The sequence below is a fragment of the Stappia stellulata DSM 5886 genome (assembly GCF_000423705.1).
In the GTDB taxonomy this organism is placed as follows: domain Bacteria; phylum Pseudomonadota; class Alphaproteobacteria; order Rhizobiales; family Stappiaceae; genus Stappia; species Stappia stellulata.
In genome coordinates, this window is sequence record NZ_AUIM01000004.1 from 365241 (window position 1) to 382497 (window position 17257).

General features: G+C 63.0%; 16 protein-coding genes. 4 read left to right on the forward strand and 12 right to left on the reverse strand.

Annotation, left to right across the window (positions count from 1 at the left end; genetic code table 11):
* Positions 1-60 precede the first annotated feature (60 nt).
* Entirely contained in the window at positions 61-1047 is a 987-nt protein-coding gene (locus G572_RS0101910; RefSeq protein WP_029057042.1) for an SLAC1 anion channel family protein, read from the forward strand.
* A 7-nt stretch (positions 1048-1054) separates the two neighbouring features.
* Here G572_RS0101910 and G572_RS0101915 read toward each other — a convergent pair whose 3' ends face one another.
* The 5 genes from G572_RS0101915 to G572_RS0101935 form a co-directional block, all read right to left on the reverse strand.
* Positions 1055-1666, reverse strand: coding sequence for a pyridoxamine 5'-phosphate oxidase family protein (locus G572_RS0101915; RefSeq protein ID WP_029057043.1), 612 nt, complete (start codon positions 1664-1666; stop codon positions 1055-1057).
* Between the two features lie 16 nt (positions 1667-1682).
* The gene (locus tag G572_RS0101920; protein WP_029057044.1) at positions 1683-3764 is read right to left on the reverse strand and encodes a dipeptide ABC transporter ATP-binding protein; all 2082 of its coding nucleotides are present in this window, start codon (positions 3762-3764) and stop codon (positions 1683-1685) included.
* A 13-nt stretch (positions 3765-3777) separates the two neighbouring features.
* Positions 3778-4797 (reverse strand): ABC transporter permease, encoded by a 1020-nt coding sequence (locus tag G572_RS0101925; RefSeq protein WP_208979000.1) that lies wholly within the window; start codon positions 4795-4797, stop codon positions 3778-3780.
* A 19-nt stretch (positions 4798-4816) separates the two neighbouring features.
* The gene (locus G572_RS0101930) at positions 4817-5767 is read right to left on the reverse strand and encodes an ABC transporter permease (RefSeq protein WP_029057046.1); all 951 of its coding nucleotides are present in this window, start codon (positions 5765-5767) and stop codon (positions 4817-4819) included.
* A gap of 150 nt (positions 5768-5917) precedes the next feature.
* Complete coding sequence (locus G572_RS0101935) at positions 5918-7609, reverse strand: ABC transporter substrate-binding protein (RefSeq protein WP_029057047.1); 1692 nt, start codon at positions 7607-7609, stop codon at positions 5918-5920.
* Between the two features lie 463 nt (positions 7610-8072).
* Between G572_RS0101935 and G572_RS26170 the strand changes: the two genes are divergently transcribed.
* Positions 8073-8444: a hypothetical protein gene (locus G572_RS26170; protein ID WP_156884456.1), complete on the forward strand. Its 372-nt coding sequence runs from the start codon at positions 8073-8075 to the stop codon at positions 8442-8444.
* 203 nt (positions 8445-8647) lie between these two features.
* Here G572_RS26170 and G572_RS0101940 read toward each other — a convergent pair whose 3' ends face one another.
* Positions 8648-9541, reverse strand: coding sequence for a LysR family transcriptional regulator (locus G572_RS0101940; protein ID WP_029057048.1), 894 nt, complete (start codon positions 9539-9541; stop codon positions 8648-8650).
* Between the two features lie 153 nt (positions 9542-9694).
* On the opposite strand from G572_RS0101940, the gene G572_RS0101945 reads away from it, so the two are divergent.
* Entirely contained in the window at positions 9695-9898 is a 204-nt protein-coding gene (locus G572_RS0101945) for a hypothetical protein (protein ID WP_029057049.1), read from the forward strand.
* An 89-nt stretch (positions 9899-9987) separates the two neighbouring features.
* Here the strand turns inward: G572_RS0101945 and xylB are convergent, their stop codons facing one another.
* Together xylB and arfB are read right to left on the reverse strand one after the other, a co-directional pair.
* A complete protein-coding gene (xylB, locus tag G572_RS0101950; RefSeq protein WP_029057050.1) occupies positions 9988-11451 on the reverse strand; it encodes a xylulokinase in 1464 nt (487 codons plus the stop codon).
* A 40-nt stretch (positions 11452-11491) separates the two neighbouring features.
* Positions 11492-11929 (reverse strand): alternative ribosome rescue aminoacyl-tRNA hydrolase ArfB, encoded by a 438-nt coding sequence (gene arfB, locus G572_RS0101955; RefSeq protein WP_029057051.1) that lies wholly within the window; start codon positions 11927-11929, stop codon positions 11492-11494.
* A gap of 136 nt (positions 11930-12065) precedes the next feature.
* Here arfB and mazG point away from each other — a divergent pair, with 136 nt between their 5' ends.
* On the forward strand, positions 12066-12902 hold the full coding sequence (gene mazG, locus G572_RS0101960; RefSeq protein WP_029057052.1) for a nucleoside triphosphate pyrophosphohydrolase: 837 nt from the start codon (positions 12066-12068) through the stop codon (positions 12900-12902).
* A gap of 39 nt (positions 12903-12941) precedes the next feature.
* Here mazG and hflX read toward each other — a convergent pair whose 3' ends face one another.
* The 4 genes from hflX to trkA form a co-directional block, all read right to left on the reverse strand.
* On the reverse strand, positions 12942-14342 hold the full coding sequence (hflX, locus tag G572_RS22075) for a GTPase HflX (protein ID WP_084649826.1): 1401 nt from the start codon (positions 14340-14342) through the stop codon (positions 12942-12944).
* Entirely contained in the window at positions 14343-14600 is a 258-nt protein-coding gene (gene hfq / locus G572_RS0101970) for an RNA chaperone Hfq (RefSeq protein WP_029057053.1), read from the reverse strand. It abuts the gene before it with no gap.
* A 296-nt stretch (positions 14601-14896) separates the two neighbouring features.
* Positions 14897-15760, reverse strand: coding sequence for a D-amino-acid transaminase (locus G572_RS0101975; RefSeq protein WP_029057054.1), 864 nt, complete (start codon positions 15758-15760; stop codon positions 14897-14899).
* A gap of 85 nt (positions 15761-15845) precedes the next feature.
* The gene (gene trkA, locus G572_RS0101980; protein ID WP_029057055.1) at positions 15846-17222 is read right to left on the reverse strand and encodes a Trk system potassium transporter TrkA; all 1377 of its coding nucleotides are present in this window, start codon (positions 17220-17222) and stop codon (positions 15846-15848) included.
* Between the last annotated feature and the right edge of the window lie 35 nt (positions 17223-17257).

A 17257-nucleotide genomic window follows, 5' to 3' on the forward strand; every position in this document is an offset into this window, starting at 1 on the left:
ATGTTCGCATTCACGCAATGCTCTGCGTTCAGCCCCCGCCCGATGCCAGACCGAGACCCCATGTCCGCCCCAACCGCCGATCACTCCGCCGCGACCTCAAGGCTTGCCCATTTCCCCGTCACCTTCTTCGCCGTCGTGATGGGACTGGCCGGCCTGGCGCTCGCTACCCGCCGCGTCGAGCTTTTTCTGGGCGCGGGATCTTTTGCCAGCACCGGCCTGATCGGGGCAACGGCGCTGGTCTTTTGCGCAATCTCAGTCCTTTTCGTGCTCAAGGGGCTGCGACACCGTGCGGACCTGCGGGCGGAATGGAACCATCCGGTGCGCATCGCCTTCTTTCCCGCGATCACCATCGGCGCGCTCCTGATTGCGGCCGGGATGTTGCCGGTAAGCGAGCCGCTTGCCCGCGCGATCTGGATTCCGGCGGCGGCCGTTCATCTTTGCATCACGCTCGGCGTGGTCTCCGCATGGATAAGCCACAGGACATTCGAACAGGCGCACCTCACGCCGGCCTGGTTCATTCCAGCCGTCGGCAATGTGCTGGTGCCCGTTGCCGGCGTACAACTTGGCTATCTTGAGGTGTCCTGGTTCTTTTTCTCGGTCGGAATGCTGTTCTGGCTCGTCTTCCTCACCTTGGTCTTTAACCGGCTTATCTTCCATAACCCGCTGCCCGAGCGCCTGCTTCCCACGCTGGTGATCATGATCGCGCCCCCCTCGGCCGGCTTCGTCGCCTGGTACCAGATCAACGGTGGCGAAATCGATGCCGTCGCGCGGCTGCTCTATTACTGCGGCCTGATGTTCGTCCTGATCACCCTGACGCAGGTCCAAAAACTGCTGCGCCTGCCCTTCACCATGTCCTGGTGGGCCTATTCGTTCCCGGTGGCCGCCTTCACCATCGCCTCAGCGCTGTTCGCGGAAAAAACGGGAAACGGCTTCCAGCAAGGGGTCATGCTGGTGTCCTACGTCGTTCTGCTCGGGGTGATCGCCATGCTCGTGATCAAGACCATGGCCGCCATCCGGCGCGACGAGATCTGCCAGCCGGAAACCTGATATTCCGTCACCACAGCGTCTTGCGGGCCCGTTCCGGCCACGCCGCGTCATAGGAGGCACCGCCGACGCGGGTTTCGCTCAGCTCCGAGAGGATCTCGCCGGGCGTCGGCAAGTCGGCCGGATCGCGGCGTGTTTCCGCCTCCCAAAGCCTTGAGCGCACGATGGCGCGCGCGCACTGGAAATAGACCCGCTCCACATCGACCAGAATGACGGATCTCGGCGCCTTCCCGTCGACTGCAAAGGAGGCGAGCAGCTCCTTGTCGACGCTGATGCTTGCCTGGCCGTTGACGCGCAAGGTGGTTCCGCTTCCCGGAATCAGGAACAGCAACGCCACCCGTGGATCGCGCAGGATGTTGCGCAGCGAATCGATGCGGTTGTTGCCACGCCGGTCGGGCAGCGCCAGACGCCGGGGCGTCTCGATGCGCACGACCGCTCCCGCGTCCCCGCGTGGCGAACAATCGAGCCCTTCCGGTCCCGAGGTCGCAAGCGCAACGAAGGGAGACGCAGCGATCAGTCGCGCATAGGCATCGCTGACATGGTCGATCTCCTTGACCGTGGCCGCCTCGACCGTGGGGCCGTAAAGCGCCTCGAGTTCGTCCATGCTGCCGATCGTCGTCATCTTTGTCTGCTCTCTGCTACTCGGCCGCCTCGGCGGCTTTGGGCTTGATCACCGGCTCCATCGCTTCCAGCTCTGCCGGCTCGAGATGACACAGAATCTGGTGACCGGATTGGAATGTCCTGAGTGGCGGTGCCTGGGTGTCGCACACGCCGGACATCATATAGGCGCAACGGGTGGAAAACGGGCACCCCTTCGGCGGATTGGCCGGGGACGGGATTTCGCCCTTGAGCACGATGCTGCGCTTCTCGATCCGCGTGTCTGCGATTGGAACCGCCGCGAGCAAGGCTTCGGTATAGGGGTGATAGGGCGGCGCGAAAATCTCGTCCGTCGTCCCCTGCTCCATGATCTGACCGAGATACATCACGACGATCCGGTCCGCCAGATAACGCACCACCGACAGGTCGTGACTGATGAACAGCATTGTCGTGCGGTTTTCACGCTGGATGTCCATCAGCAGTTCGGTGACCGCGGCCTGCACGGAAACATCGAGCGCCGACACCGGTTCGTCGGCGATCACCACCTTCGGGTTTCCGGCAAAGGCCCGGGCGATGCCGACGCGCTGCTTCTGCCCGCCGGAGAGCTGGCGCGGCTTGCGTTTGGCGAAATCGCGCGGCAGCTTCACCGTATCGAGCAGCCGGTAGACGATTTCCTCAACCTCGTCATCGTCCTTTGCCACACCGAACTTGCGGATGACCCGGCCGATCTGGCTGCCGATCGTGTGCGAGGGGTTGAGCGTATCGAAGGGATTCTGGAACACCATCTGGAGCCGGGAGACCGTCTCGCGGTCGCGCTTGTCCACGGGAAGGTCGCCAAGCTCGACGTTTCCGAGCATGACCTTGCCGGCCGTCGCGTCCTCAAGTCCCATCAGCACCTTGGCGAACGTCGACTTGCCACAGCCCGATTCCCCGACGATGGCGACGGTCTCCGCCTCGCGCGCGGTGAAGGTCAGCTTCTCGTTTGCCTTCACGGTCCGTGGCGGGCCGCTCAGAAAAGCCATGCCGCCGTCGTCGATGACATAGTGCTTGGTCATCTCCTCGACCGACAGCACGATGTCCCCGGCCGGAACGGGCTCCTTTGCCTCCCCCTTGGGAAGATCCCGCTCCCAGTCGATTGCCTGAAAACGTTCGCAGCGCACCTTGTGGCCATCGTCGCCCGGGACGGCATGCATCTTCAGCTTGCCGACATCGCATGTCCCGCCGCGAAAGAACGAACAGCGCGGACCGAAGTTGCAGCCCTGAGGCCGTTCGTGCGGCAGGGGTAGCTGACCCGGGATGGCAACGAGCGGCTGCGCGTTCTTGTCGGCGCCGGGCAGCGGGATCGATCCGAACAGCCCGCGCGTATAGGGGTGGCGCATTTCGTCGAAGACATCGCGAATGTCTCCGACCTCGACGGCCTCGCCCGAATACATCACCGTCAGCCGGTCGCAGGTCTCCAGAATAAGCCCGAGATTGTGCGAGATGTAGATCATGGAAGTGCCGAACTCTTCCGAGATCTCGTTGATCAGTTCGACAATGCCGGCCTCGACGGTGACATCGAGCGCGGTCGTCGGTTCGTCGAGAAGCAGCAGGCGCGGATTGGACAGCAGTGCCATGGCGATCACCACGCGCTGCTGCTGTCCGCCGGAAATCTGGTGCGGATAGGACTTCAGAATGCGCCTGGGATCGGGAAGCCGCACCTTCGCCAGAGTCTCCGCTGCCCGCGCCATCGCCGCGTCCTGTGAAATGCCCTCGTGATAGACCGGCACTTCCGCGAGCTGTTCGCCGATCAGCATCGACGGATTGAGCGAGGCCATCGGCTCCTGGTAGACCATTGCGATCTTGGAGCCACGGATATGGCGCAGCTCCTCCGCGCTCATGGTGCGCATGTCACGCCCCTCGAACAGGATCTCGCCATCGACGATGGCGCCGTTCGTGCCCATGTACTGCATGATCGCGAGCGCGACGGTCGACTTGCCACAGCCCGATTCCCCGACGATTCCGTGCGCCTCGCCGGGCATCAGCTTGAGGTTGAAGTCGACCACGGCCGGGATCTCTCCGGCCCGCGTGTAATAGGAGATGCTCAGGTTCCGGCACTCCAGAACCGGGATCTGGTCGCTCATGACGGATCCTTCCTCAGTCACGCAGGCTCATTTCCCTGAGACCGTCAGCCATCAGGTTGAAGCCGAGAATGAGGCTCGACACGGCAAGTGCCGGCACGAGCAGCATGTAGGAGAACTTCCAAAGCATCGCCGTCTTGGCGCTTTCGCGGATCATCAGCCCCCAGTCGGGATCCGGCGGCTGCAGTCCCAGTCCCAGGAAGGTCAGCGTGGTGATCGCGACGGTGGTGTAGCCAAGCCGCAGGCAGGCGTCGACGATAATGGGCCCGCGCACGTTGGGCAGCAGCTCCACAATCATGATGTAGAGCGGGTGTTCACCGCGCGTCTGTGCCGCAAACACGTAATCGCGTGTCTTGATGTCGAGCGCCAGCCCCCGGACGATGCGCATGATTGCCGGCGCGGAGGCGAAAGTGACCGCGACCACGATGTTGAATCCCGACGGCCCCAGATAGTTCAGGATCACGATGAAAAGCACCATCACCGGGAACGACAAAAGCACATTGGCGAAGAAGGAGATGATCTCGTCCCACCAGCCCGAGAGGTAGCCCGAGACCAGGCCGAACAGCGCGCCGACGACATAGGCAACCATGGTTGCGCTTACCCCCCACACGATCACCCGCTGGCACCCCCAGATGACGCGCGAAAGCATGTCGCGGCCCTTGAAGTCCGTTCCGAGCCAGAAAAACACGTCGCGCTTTTCCGAAAACGGTGTGGTGAAAGGCGCGATCGGCTTGTTGGGGTCCATGAGCGGCAGATAAGGCGCGGTCACCGCCATCAGCAACCAGAAGAAGACGAGGCTCAGTCCGAGCACCGCCACCCAGCTTTCGCGAAAGGCACGCACGCCGAGTATATAGAGCACCAGGGTCGCGGGGATCGCCGGCAACAGGACCGTGTCGGCGTAACCGTCCAGCCGGTCGCCGAACATGACGTAGACGGTCAGCGGGATCCACATCAGGACCGCCAGCACGATCAGCGGCTTCGGCCGCGACAGGCGATCGAGAAAGGACGGGCCGGCATCGAGTTCAGTCACAGCCATGACGTTTTGTCTCCGGTCCTCATGCGAAGCGAATGCGCGGGTTGAGGAATGTGTAGCCAATGTCGGAAATGATCTGCGAGACGACCGCTACGGCCACGGCCACAAGCGTGCACGCCTGCACCACTTCCACGTCCGGGAACAGCGCGGCCTCCAGCAACAGCTTGCCGAATCCGTCGTACTCGAAGAACACCTCCACCACCACGACGCCCGACAGCAGCCAGTTGAGCTGCAGCACGATCAGCGTGAAGGGGGCGATCAGCGCGTTGCGCAGCGCGTGTTTCATCACCACGCGCCGGTAGGGAATCCCCTTGAGGATCGCGGTACGGATGTACTGGGAGGTCATTACCTCGGCCATGGAAGCGCGTGTCATGCGCGCCACGTAGCCAAAGTCGTAGATCACCAGTGTAAGAACGGGCAAGACCAGCTCGCGGAAGGAAAAGCCCCCGATCATCGCCGATTTCACCGGAAGCCAGCCAAGTCCGAGGGCAAAGATCACGGTGAGCAGGATGGCGCTGGCGATCTCGGGAATGCTGGTCGTGAAAACCGAAACGAAGGAAATCGTCCGGTCCTGCACGGATCCCTCCTTCATGCCGGCGAGAACGCCGAGCACGAGCGAAAGCGGTATCATCAACGCAAAGACGAAGAAGGCCAGGATACCCGTATTGACCAGCCGGTCGGCCAGGAGCGGGCCAACCGGCCTGTTCTTCTCGAAGGAGAAGCCGAAGTCGCCGGTCAGGATGTTGCCCACCCAGTTGACGTAGCGCTCGTGAAAAGGAACGTCGAGGCCGCGTTTTGCCAGCCAGCTCTGGTAGCTGTCCTCGGTCAGGGCCGAGACGGCAAATCCTCCGAGTTCCTGGACTGCCAGCCGTTTCTTGAACTCCGGAGTGTCGAAGATCGCGAACAGCAATAGCGACGAGACCGCCATGATCAGAACCATCTGAGCAAGGCGGCGCAGGATCAGTTTCAACATCGGTGCCCACCGTGTCGCCGCCTCGCCGCGCCTGCGAGGCATGCCCCTCGTACCGGCCGCCCGAGCGGGCGTCCGGACCTAAAGCCCCGCAGCCGGCTTCTTGCGGCCGGCCACGGGAAGTCATGACGGATCGCCGCCCCGTCGGCCGTCTCAGCCCATCCAGACCTTGTTGAACTGATGGTACTGTGTCGGGTGTGCCGGATAGCCATGCACAGAGTTTGACGCCATGCAGTAGATCGGGCGCCAGATCGGCAGCACCACGACACCGGAATCCTGCAGGATCTTCGACGCCTTGGCGAGCAAAGGCTTGCGTGCCTCGACGTCGAGCGTTGCCTCGGCCTCGTCAAGCGCGGCATCGAACTCGGCCGACGAGAAGCCGCTCTCGTTCCATGGCACGCCGGTGCGGTAGCCGAGCGACATCACCATCGTCCCGAGGGGGCGGTGCGTCCAGGCCGTGGCGCCGAACGGCGTCTGGGTCCAGATTTCCCAGTACTTGGAGGCCGGGATCACGTTGATGTTGAGCGTGATACCGGCGTCCTTGAGCTGGTCGCGCATGGCCTCGGCCACTGTCTGGTGCCAGGGGCCGTCCGTGTTGCCGACGTCGATCGTGACCTCCAGACCGTCCGGATACCCGGCCTCCGCAAGCAGCGCCTTGGCGCCCTCCACGTCACGGCTGATCGGCGGCAGAGCCTGGTAGTCGGGATGAACCGGCGCGACGTGATAGTTCTCTCCGACGTCGCCGCCTTCCGGATAGACCAGCGGCTTGATGAGCGAATTGTCGACCGCCATGGCAATCGCCTTTCGCACGCGCACGTCGGTGAAGGGCTCCGCGTCCACCCGCATGCGGCAGCACAGGCTCTGTGCGGTGCGGGCGGAGATGATCTGCCCGTCGATCGCCTTGGCCAGCTCCATCTGCTCGACGCCAAAGTCGTAGATCGCGTCCACACTCTGTCCGGCGAAGGCGGTGAGCTGGTTGTCGGCATCGAAGTTGTAATAATGGATCTCGTCGAGATAGACCTTGCCGCCCCAGTACTCGAAGGGCTGGCCGTCGGCCTCGGTCACGCGCTTGAGGATGCATCGGTCACCGACCACATTCTCCGCAATCCGGTAGGCGCCCGTGCCGTTCGGGGAATCGTCGAGCGGTGCCCTGAAGCCGCGATGAACAATGGCGGTCGGATAGTTGTACATATCCTCGGGGAAGGACAGGACCGGCTTGGCGAGATGGAAACGGATCGTGTGATCGTCCACCACCTCGATGGCGCCGTCGATCAGCCTCTTCTTGCCGTCGACTTCCTCGACCATCGCCGAGATCGATGACAGGCCGACATTGGAAGAGCCGAGGTCCGGATCCGTCCAGCGTTCGAAATTGAACTTCACGTCCTCGGTCGTGAAGTCGTCGCCATTGTGCCACTTCACGCCCTTGCGCAGGTAGAAGGTCCAGGTCTTGAGATCGTCGGATGCCTCCCAGCGCTCCGCGAGCATCGGACGGGTGACGTTGTCCGGTCCCGTCATCGCCAGATGCTCGAGCATGTGCCGCGCCTGGTTGGACGCCTGGGTCCAGGAGAAGGTCGCCGGATCGTCGATCTTTTGCACCTGCATCGCCACTTTCAAAATCCCGCCCGCCTTGGCATCGGGATCGTCCGCGGGAAACGGCAGGTTCGCCGCATCCTGGGCAACCGCCGGGTTCGGCAGTCCCGCCATGGCGTAGGCAGCCCCGGCACCGACGCCCAGAAGCGCGGCAAACCGGACGAACTCACGGCGATTGAGCTTTCCAGATTCCATCTGGCAACGGGCGTCCGCCACTTTCGGATGGAGTGTGTTCGACGTGTCTTTGTTCGACATTGGCCCTGTCTTTCCTCATGTTTCGACGTCACACGGATTTCACCCGAACGGGAGATCCGTTTTCTAACAGGGTCGCGCGGAAACCGGGGGTTCTGCGCGGACCGGGCGCGAGGCGGTCGGTCGAACCACGCACCTCGCAATATCCCTGTAAGTAAACAATGAAAACGGATGCATATGCAAAGCCCAATCCGGAACTTTGCCATCTCCCCCGCATCGCGCCAGAAAAGAGCCGGCCACCCTTGACAGTCCCGCGCGAAAAACAGCCTCAAAAATACGCTAAAAGGCACATCTGAATCCGATTATTCTTTCATGATTTAATATAAGATCGAAAAGAAAGCATTCTCTCGAACAAGATATTCCATCCATTCATGGGGAATACGTCGTACATCGCCAAAAACATCTCAAGAGCCACCAGTGCCCGATGCCTTGACGGTCGCCACGCCAAATGCCCCCCGGCCCGGCAATGAGCCTGAATCTTCGTCAAACCGAAGCAAAGGGCCCGGATTTGCGCAAGAAACCGCCGCGTCGCGAGAATGGCGCCGGCGCGTTGAGACGGGTCGCCGCGCTCCGCATGGACGGCATTCAACAGTATTTGCCCATCCCGCCACTCGCGCTCGCGGGAAGTAGGCCGCACTGGAAAAAGTCGGGGCCGATTGTGTTTGTTTGCAACAATCTTCCGATCGAGGCGCCTGACCGCGCCCTGGCGCGTCGAATCGCCGTTCGCGGCCCGTCACCACAAGGACCGGCGTCATTGCTGTGCGGTGCAGCAAACCCCCTGATGCGGCGACCGGCGAAACGACCCGCCGATAGCGCCGACAGCTCCCGTATCTCCTGAGAGATCAGATTAAAAATACCGCTTAGTCAATTGATATAAAAAGACTTAATCTACCAGAAAATTTTCGACCATTCTGCCACCGTACTTGCAGCGCCGGCGAACGCACACGAAAACCAGTCGGTCCGGCTTGGAACAAATACCGGGGATGGCCGCTGCGAAAATTGATGAAAAAAACTTTTTAATACATTGATATAGTGGCATTTTTAGCTATTCGAAATTTCCCGGAAACATTCCACGACATGGCGTGCGAAGGCGTCCGTCGCCTTTCCCGCCTTGGCGCCTTCCTTGAGGATCAGGTTATAGTCGCCGATCTCGGGCAGTCCGTGGCGCTCGTCGAGACGTTGCAGCGGCGGCGCGATGACACTGGCCGGAAAGGGCGCAACGGCGAGATCGGCCAGCAATGCGGCTTCCTGTCCGGCATTGTGGAAGCTTTGGTAGGCAATGCGATAAGGGTGCTCGGTCTTGTCGAGCGCGATGCGCGCCGCCTTGCGCCATGGACAGCCGGAGACCGAGAGCGCAAGCGGCAGCGGATCGCGACTGTAGGCGACGCCGCCCTCCAGGCCCGCCCAGGCGAGCGGCTCCGTATGGACGATCTCTCCTCCGCGCACGAGGTCGCTGTCGGTGCGCACGGTGTAAAGGATCAGGTCGAGCTGGCGCTCCTTGAGCTTGTGAAGCAACTGCGGGCTGCCGTCGAGGTGGACATCGACGTTCACGCCGGGGTGCGTTCGTGCAAAGCGCGTGAGGATATTGGGCAGGAACCGCGTTCCGAAATCGGAGGGAGCGCCGAAGCGCACCTCCCCCTCGATCGCTGGCGCGCGAAAAAGCGCCACCGCCTCGGCATTCAACATCAGGATCCGTCTTGCGTATCCGAGCAGGGCCTCGCCTTCCGCGGTCAGGCGAACGCTGCGCCCCTCGCGCGCGAACAGGGAAACGCCAAGTATGGTTTCCAGTTTCTTGATCTGCATCGACACCGCTGACGGCGTGCGTCCGACAACTTCAGAAGCTCTTGAAAAACTTCCCGTTTCGGAAATCACCAGAAACGTCCGGTAAAGGTCGGTTTCGATCAGCGCGGTGCCTTTTCCCGGCCCGATATCCACAATTGGCCTCCAGATCTTACACATCAACCAGATTGACCTATCATATAAGATCTTTTGGTTTGATTGACAGGTCGAATACGCACATATCCAGCGTATCGCAACCGGCCGAGGGCTGGTGCGTGGCCCGAAAAACCAGGCACTCAGGAGAGCGCAATGTCCTATCTGACCAAAGTCCTCGGCAATGCTTTTGGCGTTGCCTCCCGCGTCCACCCCCTTCATGTCGCGGACGCAGATCCGCGCACGCTGTCCGACCTCGGTTTCGCCGGCGACGATTCCAGGCGCGCCCGTTTCGGCGCTTTCCGCGTCGGTGAGCCCGGCGCCTCGCAGGCTGCCCGCCACGGCGTCAACGGCCGCTAGCCTTCTTCAAAGGGCCCGAACTGCGATTAAAGGACCGCCGGGCCGCGCTTGCCCGGCGGTTTTTTTTGTCGACACCAGGCGGACTGCGCTCAGTCAGGCAAGGCCGCCAGCATCGGATAAAGCGCCCGGTAACGCGCGCGAACAGGCGCATAGGCCTGCCCCCTCTCCGCGTTTGGCTTGACCGCCTTGGCGATCTCGGGCGCGGGAAAGAACTGCGCCGCGTATCCGCCGCTGGCTGCCGCCCCGCCAAGCCGCGCCGCGCCGACGGCGGCGCCGAAGTCCTCGTGCACCGGGCGCGCGATCTCGCATTCCAGAACATCCGCGAGGATGGATAGCCAGAGAGCGGATCGCGCGCCCCCACCGACGGCTGTCAGCCGGCGTATCTGCGTGCCCGCACGGTTCAGCGCATCCCGGCAATCGCGCAGCGCAAAGGCAACCCCCTCCATCACCGCCAACGCGAGATCCGCCCGGCCGACACCGCGTTCAAGCCCGACAAAGGCGCCGCGCGCCGACGGATCGTTGTGCGGGGTGCGCTCGCCCGACAGATGCGGCAGAAACAGAACCGGTGAAGGACCGGACCTTTCCACCCGCAAGACCTCGGCTTCCGCGACCAGAACAGCGACGTCGGCGCCGGTAATCGTGGCCAGCCATTCCAGACTGTCGCTGGCCGAGAGCGTGACGCCCATCTGGTGCCAGGTCTGCGGACAGGCATGGCAAAAGGCATGAACGGCGTCTTCGACAAAGGGACGGAATCCGTCGGTCGCGGCAAAAAGAACGCCCGACGTGCCAAGCGACAGGAAGGCCTCACCTTCCCGCATGACACCGAGCGCGCAGGCGCTGGCGGCATTGTCGCCGGCCCCGCCGGCCACCACCGGAGGAGCGGCGAAGCCCCAGCGCGCGCAGAGCTCTTCAAGCACCGCCCCCGATGGATCGCTGCCCTCGACCAATTCCGGCATTTGCGCCGGCGACAGGCCACAGGCGTCCAGCAACGCCTCCGACCAGGCGCGCTTGCCGACATCGAGCCACAGCGTGCCCGATGCGTCCGACATGTCGGAGACGGCACCGCCGGTCAGCAGGAGGCGGACATAGTCCTTGGGGAGCAGAACCCTGGCGATTTGCGAAAAAATCTCCGGCTCGTGCCGGCGCACCCATTCCAGTTTGGGCGCGGTGAAACCCGGCATGACGAGATTGCCGGCAATGCCGCGAAAATCCGCGCGCGCATCGATCGCCGCGCATTCGCGATCCGAGCGTCCATCGTTCCACAGGATCGCGGGCCGCAGGACCCTGTCCCGCACGTCGAGCAAGGTTGCGCCATGCATTTGCCCGGACAGGCCGATCCCGGTGACCCGGGCCATTGCCGCGGATGCGTTGGTCGACAGACGGTCGAGCGTGCGGCAGACAGCCTCCCACCACGCGCGGGGATCCTGTTCCGACCATCCCGGCTGCGGGCGCGACAGGCTCAGGGCTTCGCTCTCATGGGCGATGAGAGCGCCATCTTCGTCGGTGAGCACCGTCTTGACGCCGGACGTGCCGATGTCGATCCCGATGTACATGCCCGCACCTCCCCGTGATGGTCGCTCGTCGACCGTCGCCTCAATCGATGGGACCGGATCTGAGTTTCTTCATGGCGCCGCGTTGCTTCTTTGCCTTCAGCCGTCGCTCTTTCGAGCCCTTGGTCGGCCGGGTCGCCTTGCGCGGCTTGGGCCGCTCGAACGCCTTGCGCACAAGTTCGGCAAGTCGCTCCATCGCATCCTCACGGTTGCGGTCCTGGCTGCGGAACCGGTCCGACTGGATGAGAATGTCGCCGGAGAGCGTCAGCCGACTGCCGGCCAGCCGCGCAAGCCGGCGCTTCACGTCCTCCGGCAGGTTGGTGTTGTCGCCAAGGTGAAAACGCAACTGCACCGCGCTCGCGACCTTGTTGACGTTCTGTCCGCCCGGTCCCGAGGCCCGGATGAAACTCTCCGAGAGCTCCCTGGCCGGAATGATGTATCCGCGCCCGACGTCGAGCCCGTCCTGTGGTCCTTCGCTCATTTTTCCTGTTTCGCATGAGCGCGCCCGGCGCGCCAGATCGCCTCGTGAAGAAACTTGTTCGTCCGCCAACCTGCTTTGCACGCGGCTGTGCGAATGCTACGTCGGGAACACGCTCGCAACGATCTGAAGGTATTTTGTGACCCCTGCCCGCGACATCAAACGTCTGATCGAGATCATGGCCGCCCTGCGCACACCGGAGACCGGCTGCCCCTGGGATCTGGAACAGACCTTCGCGACCATCGCGCCTTACACCATCGAGGAAGCCTACGAGGTGGCGGACGCGATCAACCGGGGCGATCCGGTGGACCTGCGAGAGGAACTGGGCGATCTTCTGCTTCAGGTCGTCTATCACACGCAGATGGCAAGCGAGCACGGCCAGTTCGACTTCGGCGACGTCGTGGAAGAGATCACCGCCAAGATGATCCGCCGCCATCCGCATGTCTTTGGCGACGAGACCGCACGCTCCGCCGGAATGGCCAAGGGTGCCTGGGAGCGGATCAAGGATCGGGAAAAAGCGGACCGCGCCAAACAGCGCGCCGACCTTGGACTCAACGCCGAGGCGCCCGGCTATCTCGACACGGTTCCGCCCGTTTTTCCCGCGCTGACGGAGGCGGAAAAGCTGCAAAAACGGGCCGCGCGCGTCGGCTTCGACTGGGGCGCGGCCGGTCCGGTACTCGACAAGATCCGCGAGGAAATCGACGAACTGGCCGAGGAAGTCGCGTCAGCCGAGAGCGAAAGCAGAACCGACCGGATGGAGGATGAGCTCGGCGACCTGATCTTCGCCGTCGCCAATCTCGCGCGCCATCTCGACATCGACCCGGAAGAAGCGTTGAAGCGAACCAATCGCAAATTCCGCAGCCGCTTTGCCGCAATCGAGCGCGAAGCCGACCGGCAACAACGGGCGCTGGACGATCTCACCCTGGAAGAGATGGAAGCCGCCTGGCAGGAAGCGAAACGTCACCGGGCTGAATGATACCGGTCTCGGCCAAAGACCCCGCAGGCACGCCGTCAATCAGCCCTCGGCCGGCCCGCCCACCGGGTCCAGCCTGCCCCGAAACCGCTGCATGACCTCGCCCTTGCGCCGCTCCGCGACGCGAATCCGGAAGTGGCACAGCATCTCCGCGTCCTCGCGCGACAGGACGTCGGTGTTGCGATGCAGCCAGGCGATCCCTTCGCCGTCATCGGCGGAAAGCGACACATCGAAGACCACGCTGCCGGCCGAAAGCTCCAGCTCGATGCGGGCCAGCAGGTCGTCCATGCCCGCGCCCGTGACCGCTGAGACGGAAACCGCCTCCGTCGCGGCGCCATTGGCGGCAAGCAGACCGTCCCGCCGCTCCTGCGGCAGAAGGTCGATCTTGTTCCAGATCTCGACGACGGTGACATCGCGGTCTTCGCCCAGCCCGAGCAGGTCGAGCGTGGTGGTCACATCGGCGGCCTGCGCCTGCGTGTCCTCATGCGAAATGTCCCGCACATGCAGCACCAGGTCGGCCTCGGTGACCTCCTCCAGCGTCGCACGGAAGGCCGCGATCAGATGCGTCGGCAGGTCGGAAATGAACCCCACCGTATCGGAGAGGATGATTTCCCGCCCATGCGGCAGCGCGACCCGGCGCAGCGTCGGATCGAGCGTTGCAAACAACAGATCCTTGGCGAAAACCTCGGACCGGGTGAGGCGGTTGAACAGCGTGGACTTGCCGGCGTTGGTATAGCCGACGAGCGCGACAACCGGCTGCGGCACCTTCTTGCGCTTTTGCCTGTGCAGCTCCCGCGTCCGGCTGACCTGCGCGAGCTCGCGCTCCAACCGTGTGATCCGTTCCTGGATCAGCCGCCGGTCGGCCTCGATCTGGGTTTCGCCCGGCCCGCCGATGAAGCCGAGCCCGCCGCGCTGGCGCTCAAGGTGCGTCCAGGAGCGCACCAGCCGGCTTTTCTGCCATTTCAGGTGCGCGAGTTCGACCTGCAGCGTGCCTTCCGCGGTGCTGGCGCGCGCACCGAAAATCTCCAGAATCAGGCCGGTCCGGTCGAGCACCTTGCACTTGAGTGCCTTTTCCAGGTTTCTTTGCTGGATCGGCGTCAGGGGATGATCGACGATCAGAAGCTCGATCTCTTCCGCCTGGACGATCGCCGCCAGTTCCTCGACCTTGCCGCTGCCGAACAGCATGCCCGGTTTCGGCGTGGCGATGTTCACGATCCCGGAGGATACGACTTCGAGCTCGATGGCGGCCGCAAGCCCGATGGCTTCCTCAAGCCGGGCCTCCGGCGAGCGTCGCTTCGCGTCCGCGCTCGCGTCTCCGCGATGGGTGAGCACCGGCACCACCACCGCCGCACGGGCGCCCGTTGTCTCGCGCGGACCGTCGAAGGCGTGATCAGACGACGCCGCCGCCTGGCCGTCGGTTTTTGGCCGTTCCTGGGTTTTCAATCAGCTCGCCGCCTTTTCATCCGTCTCGTCGCCCGGATCGAACAGCTGAACCGGTGCGTTCGGCATCACTGTCGAAATCGCGTGCTTGTAGACAAGCTGGGAATGCCCGTCCCGCCGCAGCAGCACGCAAAAGTTGTCAAACCAAGTCACAACACCCTGCAACTTGACGCCATTGATCAAAAAGATCGTAAGCGGCGTTTTCTGTTTCCGGACATGATTAAGAAAAGTGTCTTGAAGATTCTGTGCGCGGTCAGCCATGTTTTATTATTTCCTGCATTCGCCTGGTCGTTTTACTGCGCTTCGCTTGAGATCCGGTGAGACGGTCGCCTGCCCCGACGCCATGTTCTGTCTCTCCGTCGATCACACCCGGGAACCGCCAATAGGATTCCGGAGCTTGACCGGGACTCTATCCTATCCGGAACCGATTTTCTGCCCGTTTTTGCAGGCGCCACAGCTCAAAAAAAGAGCCTTCCGGGTCCGGGCGATCTTGCTCGGAGCGAAGCACAGGACGTTCCGTGTCGGCACCGGCGGTCATGGCCGGCACCTTGTTCCTATCAGACCGGCTCGAGCTCGCTCACTTCGTGGAACTGCCGACGAAGCTCGCGGGACAATTCGCCCGGATGACCGTTGCCGACGGCAGCGTCGTCAACTCGGACCACCGGCATCACGAGCGTCGAGGCGGCAGTGATGAAGGCTTCCTTTGCCTCCTTTGCCTCTGCTACGGTAAAGGGCCTTTCATCAAAGGACAAACCGTTTCGTTCAATCATATCAAGAACAACCTGTCGCGTAATCCCCTTCAGGATGCCGTGGTCCGCCGGTCGGGTCACGAGCGTATTGTCCTTGGTGACGATCCAGGCGTTCGTCGATCCGCCTTCGGTGACATAGCCGTCGGAATCGACGAACCAGGCCTCCTTGGCGCCGGCTTCCTTGGCCTTTTGCTTGGCCAGCACGTTCGGCAGAAGCCCGACGGTCTTGATATCGACGCGGTCCCAGCGGTTTTCCGGAACGGTGATCACGCCAACGCCCTTTTCCGCAGCCTTGTCGCCCGTTTCCGGCGCCACATTGCGGGCCGTGACGACAAGGGCCGGCGGCGTGTCCGGAGACGGGAAGTAATGGTCGCGACGGGCCACGCCCCGCGTCACCTGGAGATAGACGAACCCGCTGCGCACGCGGTTGCGGCGGAGCACCTCGCGCATGACCTGCGAAAGAGCGGCCCGCGTCATCGGCATGTCGATCGCCAGCTCCCGCAAGGAGCGCTCGAGCCGGTCGCAATGACGCCGTTCGTCGACGATCTTGCCGTGCCAGACCTCGCAGACCTCATAGACACCGTCCGCAAACTGATAACCGCGGTCCTCGATATGGACCGCTGCTTCGGCATGGCGGACATAGCGTCCGTTGACATAGGCGATTCTTGACATCGTTCATCCGGTCCTTTGTATCCGGGTCCTGACGGCCGGGACCGCGCGCGACAGCCCCCAAGCCATTCTTCTATATTGATGCGTATCAGAAAAATTCCAGACTGACCCGGAACATCTGCTCCACCTGGCGCACCCTCTCGGCGATCGCGAAGAGCACTACCCGGTCGTGCGCGCGGATGATCGTGCTGCCGTCGGGGGTGATCACCGTGCCTTCACGGAAGATGGCGCCGACGCGGATCCCGTCCGGAAGCTCGGTATCGCGCAGGGGCTTGCCGACGAGCGGCGAGGTTTCCAGCGCCTCGGCCTCGATCACCTCGGCTGCGCCGTTTTGCAGCGCATGCACGCCGCGAATGCGCCCGCGCCGCACGTGCTGCAGGATCTTGGAAATCGTCACCTGGCGCGGATTGACGAAGGCGTCGATCCCCAGTGCATGGGCGAATGTGGGATAGCTCGGATTGTTGAGAAGCGACAGGTTGCGCTTGCAGCCCAGCTTCTTCGCCATGACGCAGGACAGAATGTTGACCTCGTCCTCGTTGGTCAGCGCGATCAACGTGTCGGCGTCCTGGATGTCGGCTTCCAGCAACAGGTTCTGATCGAGCGCGCTGCCATGCAGGATCACCGTGCGTTTCAGCGTGTCGGCGATGCTCAGCGCACGCTCGCGGGAATGTTCGACGATCTTGACCTTGGCCGTCGACTGGCGCTGCTCGAGCATGTGCGCGACGTAGTGACCGATGTTTCCACCGCCGGCGATCACCACACGGGTCGCTTCCGGCTCCTCGTGGCCGAAGATCGCGAGCGTTCGCCGCACCCGGTCGCGGCGGGCAATCACATAGACAAGGTCGTCGACCAGAAGCGTGTCGGAGCTCTTGGGAACAAAGAGGTGATTTCCGCGGAAAACGCCCGCGACCACCGCGCCGAGGTCGGGAAACAGCTCGGTGAGCTGGCGCAGCGGCGTGTTCACCACCGGACAGTCTTCCCGGCACACGACGCCGACGACAACGACCTGATCGTCGGCAAACCGCACGGTCTCCACAGCGCCGGGCAGAGCGAGACGCCGAAGCACCATCTCGCCGACCTCGATTTCCGGCGAGATGATCACGTCGATCGGCATGTTGTCGCGGGAGAACAGATCGCTCCACTGCGGCTTGAGGTAGCTTTGCGCACGCACGCGCGCCACCTTGGTCGGCACCTTGAACAGCGAATGCGCCACCTGGCACGCCACCATGTTGACCTCGTCATACAATGTGACGGCGATCAGCATGTCGGCCTGATCCGCGCCGGCCTGGGCCAGCACATCCGGATGGGCGCCATGGCCGACGAAGCCGCGCACGTCGAGCGTGTCGCGGATCGCATTGATCAGACGCGGCGACGAATCGATGACGGAAACGTCGTTTTGCTCCGCGGCGAGCTTCTCGGCGATGCCGTAACCCACCTGGCCGGCCCCGCAAATCACCACTCTCATCGTTCGGTTTCCTTCATCGCATGCCGGTGCGCACG

What these genes read in the sequence shown, in the direction of transcription:
- G572_RS0101975 (WP_029057054.1), bottom strand. Translation starts at nt 15,760, where the DNA reads ATGTCAAGAATCGCCTATGTCAACGGACGCTATGTCCGCCATGCCGAA.
- xylB (WP_029057050.1), bottom strand. Translation starts at nt 11,451, where the DNA reads ATGTACATCGGGATCGACATCGGCACGTCCGGCGTCAAGACGGTGCTC.
- G572_RS0101910 (WP_029057042.1), top strand. Translation starts at nt 61, where the DNA reads ATGTCCGCCCCAACCGCCGATCACTCCGCCGCGACCTCAAGGCTTGCC.
- G572_RS0101915 (WP_029057043.1), bottom strand. Translation starts at nt 1,666, where the DNA reads ATGACGACGATCGGCAGCATGGACGAACTCGAGGCGCTTTACGGCCCC.
- G572_RS0101935 (WP_029057047.1), bottom strand. Translation starts at nt 7,609, where the DNA reads ATGTCGAACAAAGACACGTCGAACACACTCCATCCGAAAGTGGCGGAC.
- G572_RS0101945 (WP_029057049.1), top strand. Translation starts at nt 9,695, where the DNA reads ATGTCCTATCTGACCAAAGTCCTCGGCAATGCTTTTGGCGTTGCCTCC.
- G572_RS0101920 (WP_029057044.1), bottom strand. Translation starts at nt 3,764, where the DNA reads ATGAGCGACCAGATCCCGGTTCTGGAGTGCCGGAACCTGAGCATCTCC.
- hfq (WP_029057053.1), bottom strand. Translation starts at nt 14,600, where the DNA reads ATGGCTGACCGCGCACAGAATCTTCAAGACACTTTTCTTAATCATGTC.
- G572_RS26170 (WP_156884456.1), top strand. Translation starts at nt 8,073, where the DNA reads ATGAGCCTGAATCTTCGTCAAACCGAAGCAAAGGGCCCGGATTTGCGC.
- trkA (WP_029057055.1), bottom strand. Translation starts at nt 17,222, where the DNA reads ATGAGAGTGGTGATTTGCGGGGCCGGCCAGGTGGGTTACGGCATCGCC.
- G572_RS0101930 (WP_029057046.1), bottom strand. Translation starts at nt 5,767, where the DNA reads ATGTTGAAACTGATCCTGCGCCGCCTTGCTCAGATGGTTCTGATCATG.
- G572_RS0101925 (WP_208979000.1), bottom strand. Translation starts at nt 4,797, where the DNA reads ATGGCTGTGACTGAACTCGATGCCGGCCCGTCCTTTCTCGATCGCCTG.
- arfB (WP_029057051.1), bottom strand. Translation starts at nt 11,929, where the DNA reads ATGAGCGAAGGACCACAGGACGGGCTCGACGTCGGGCGCGGATACATC.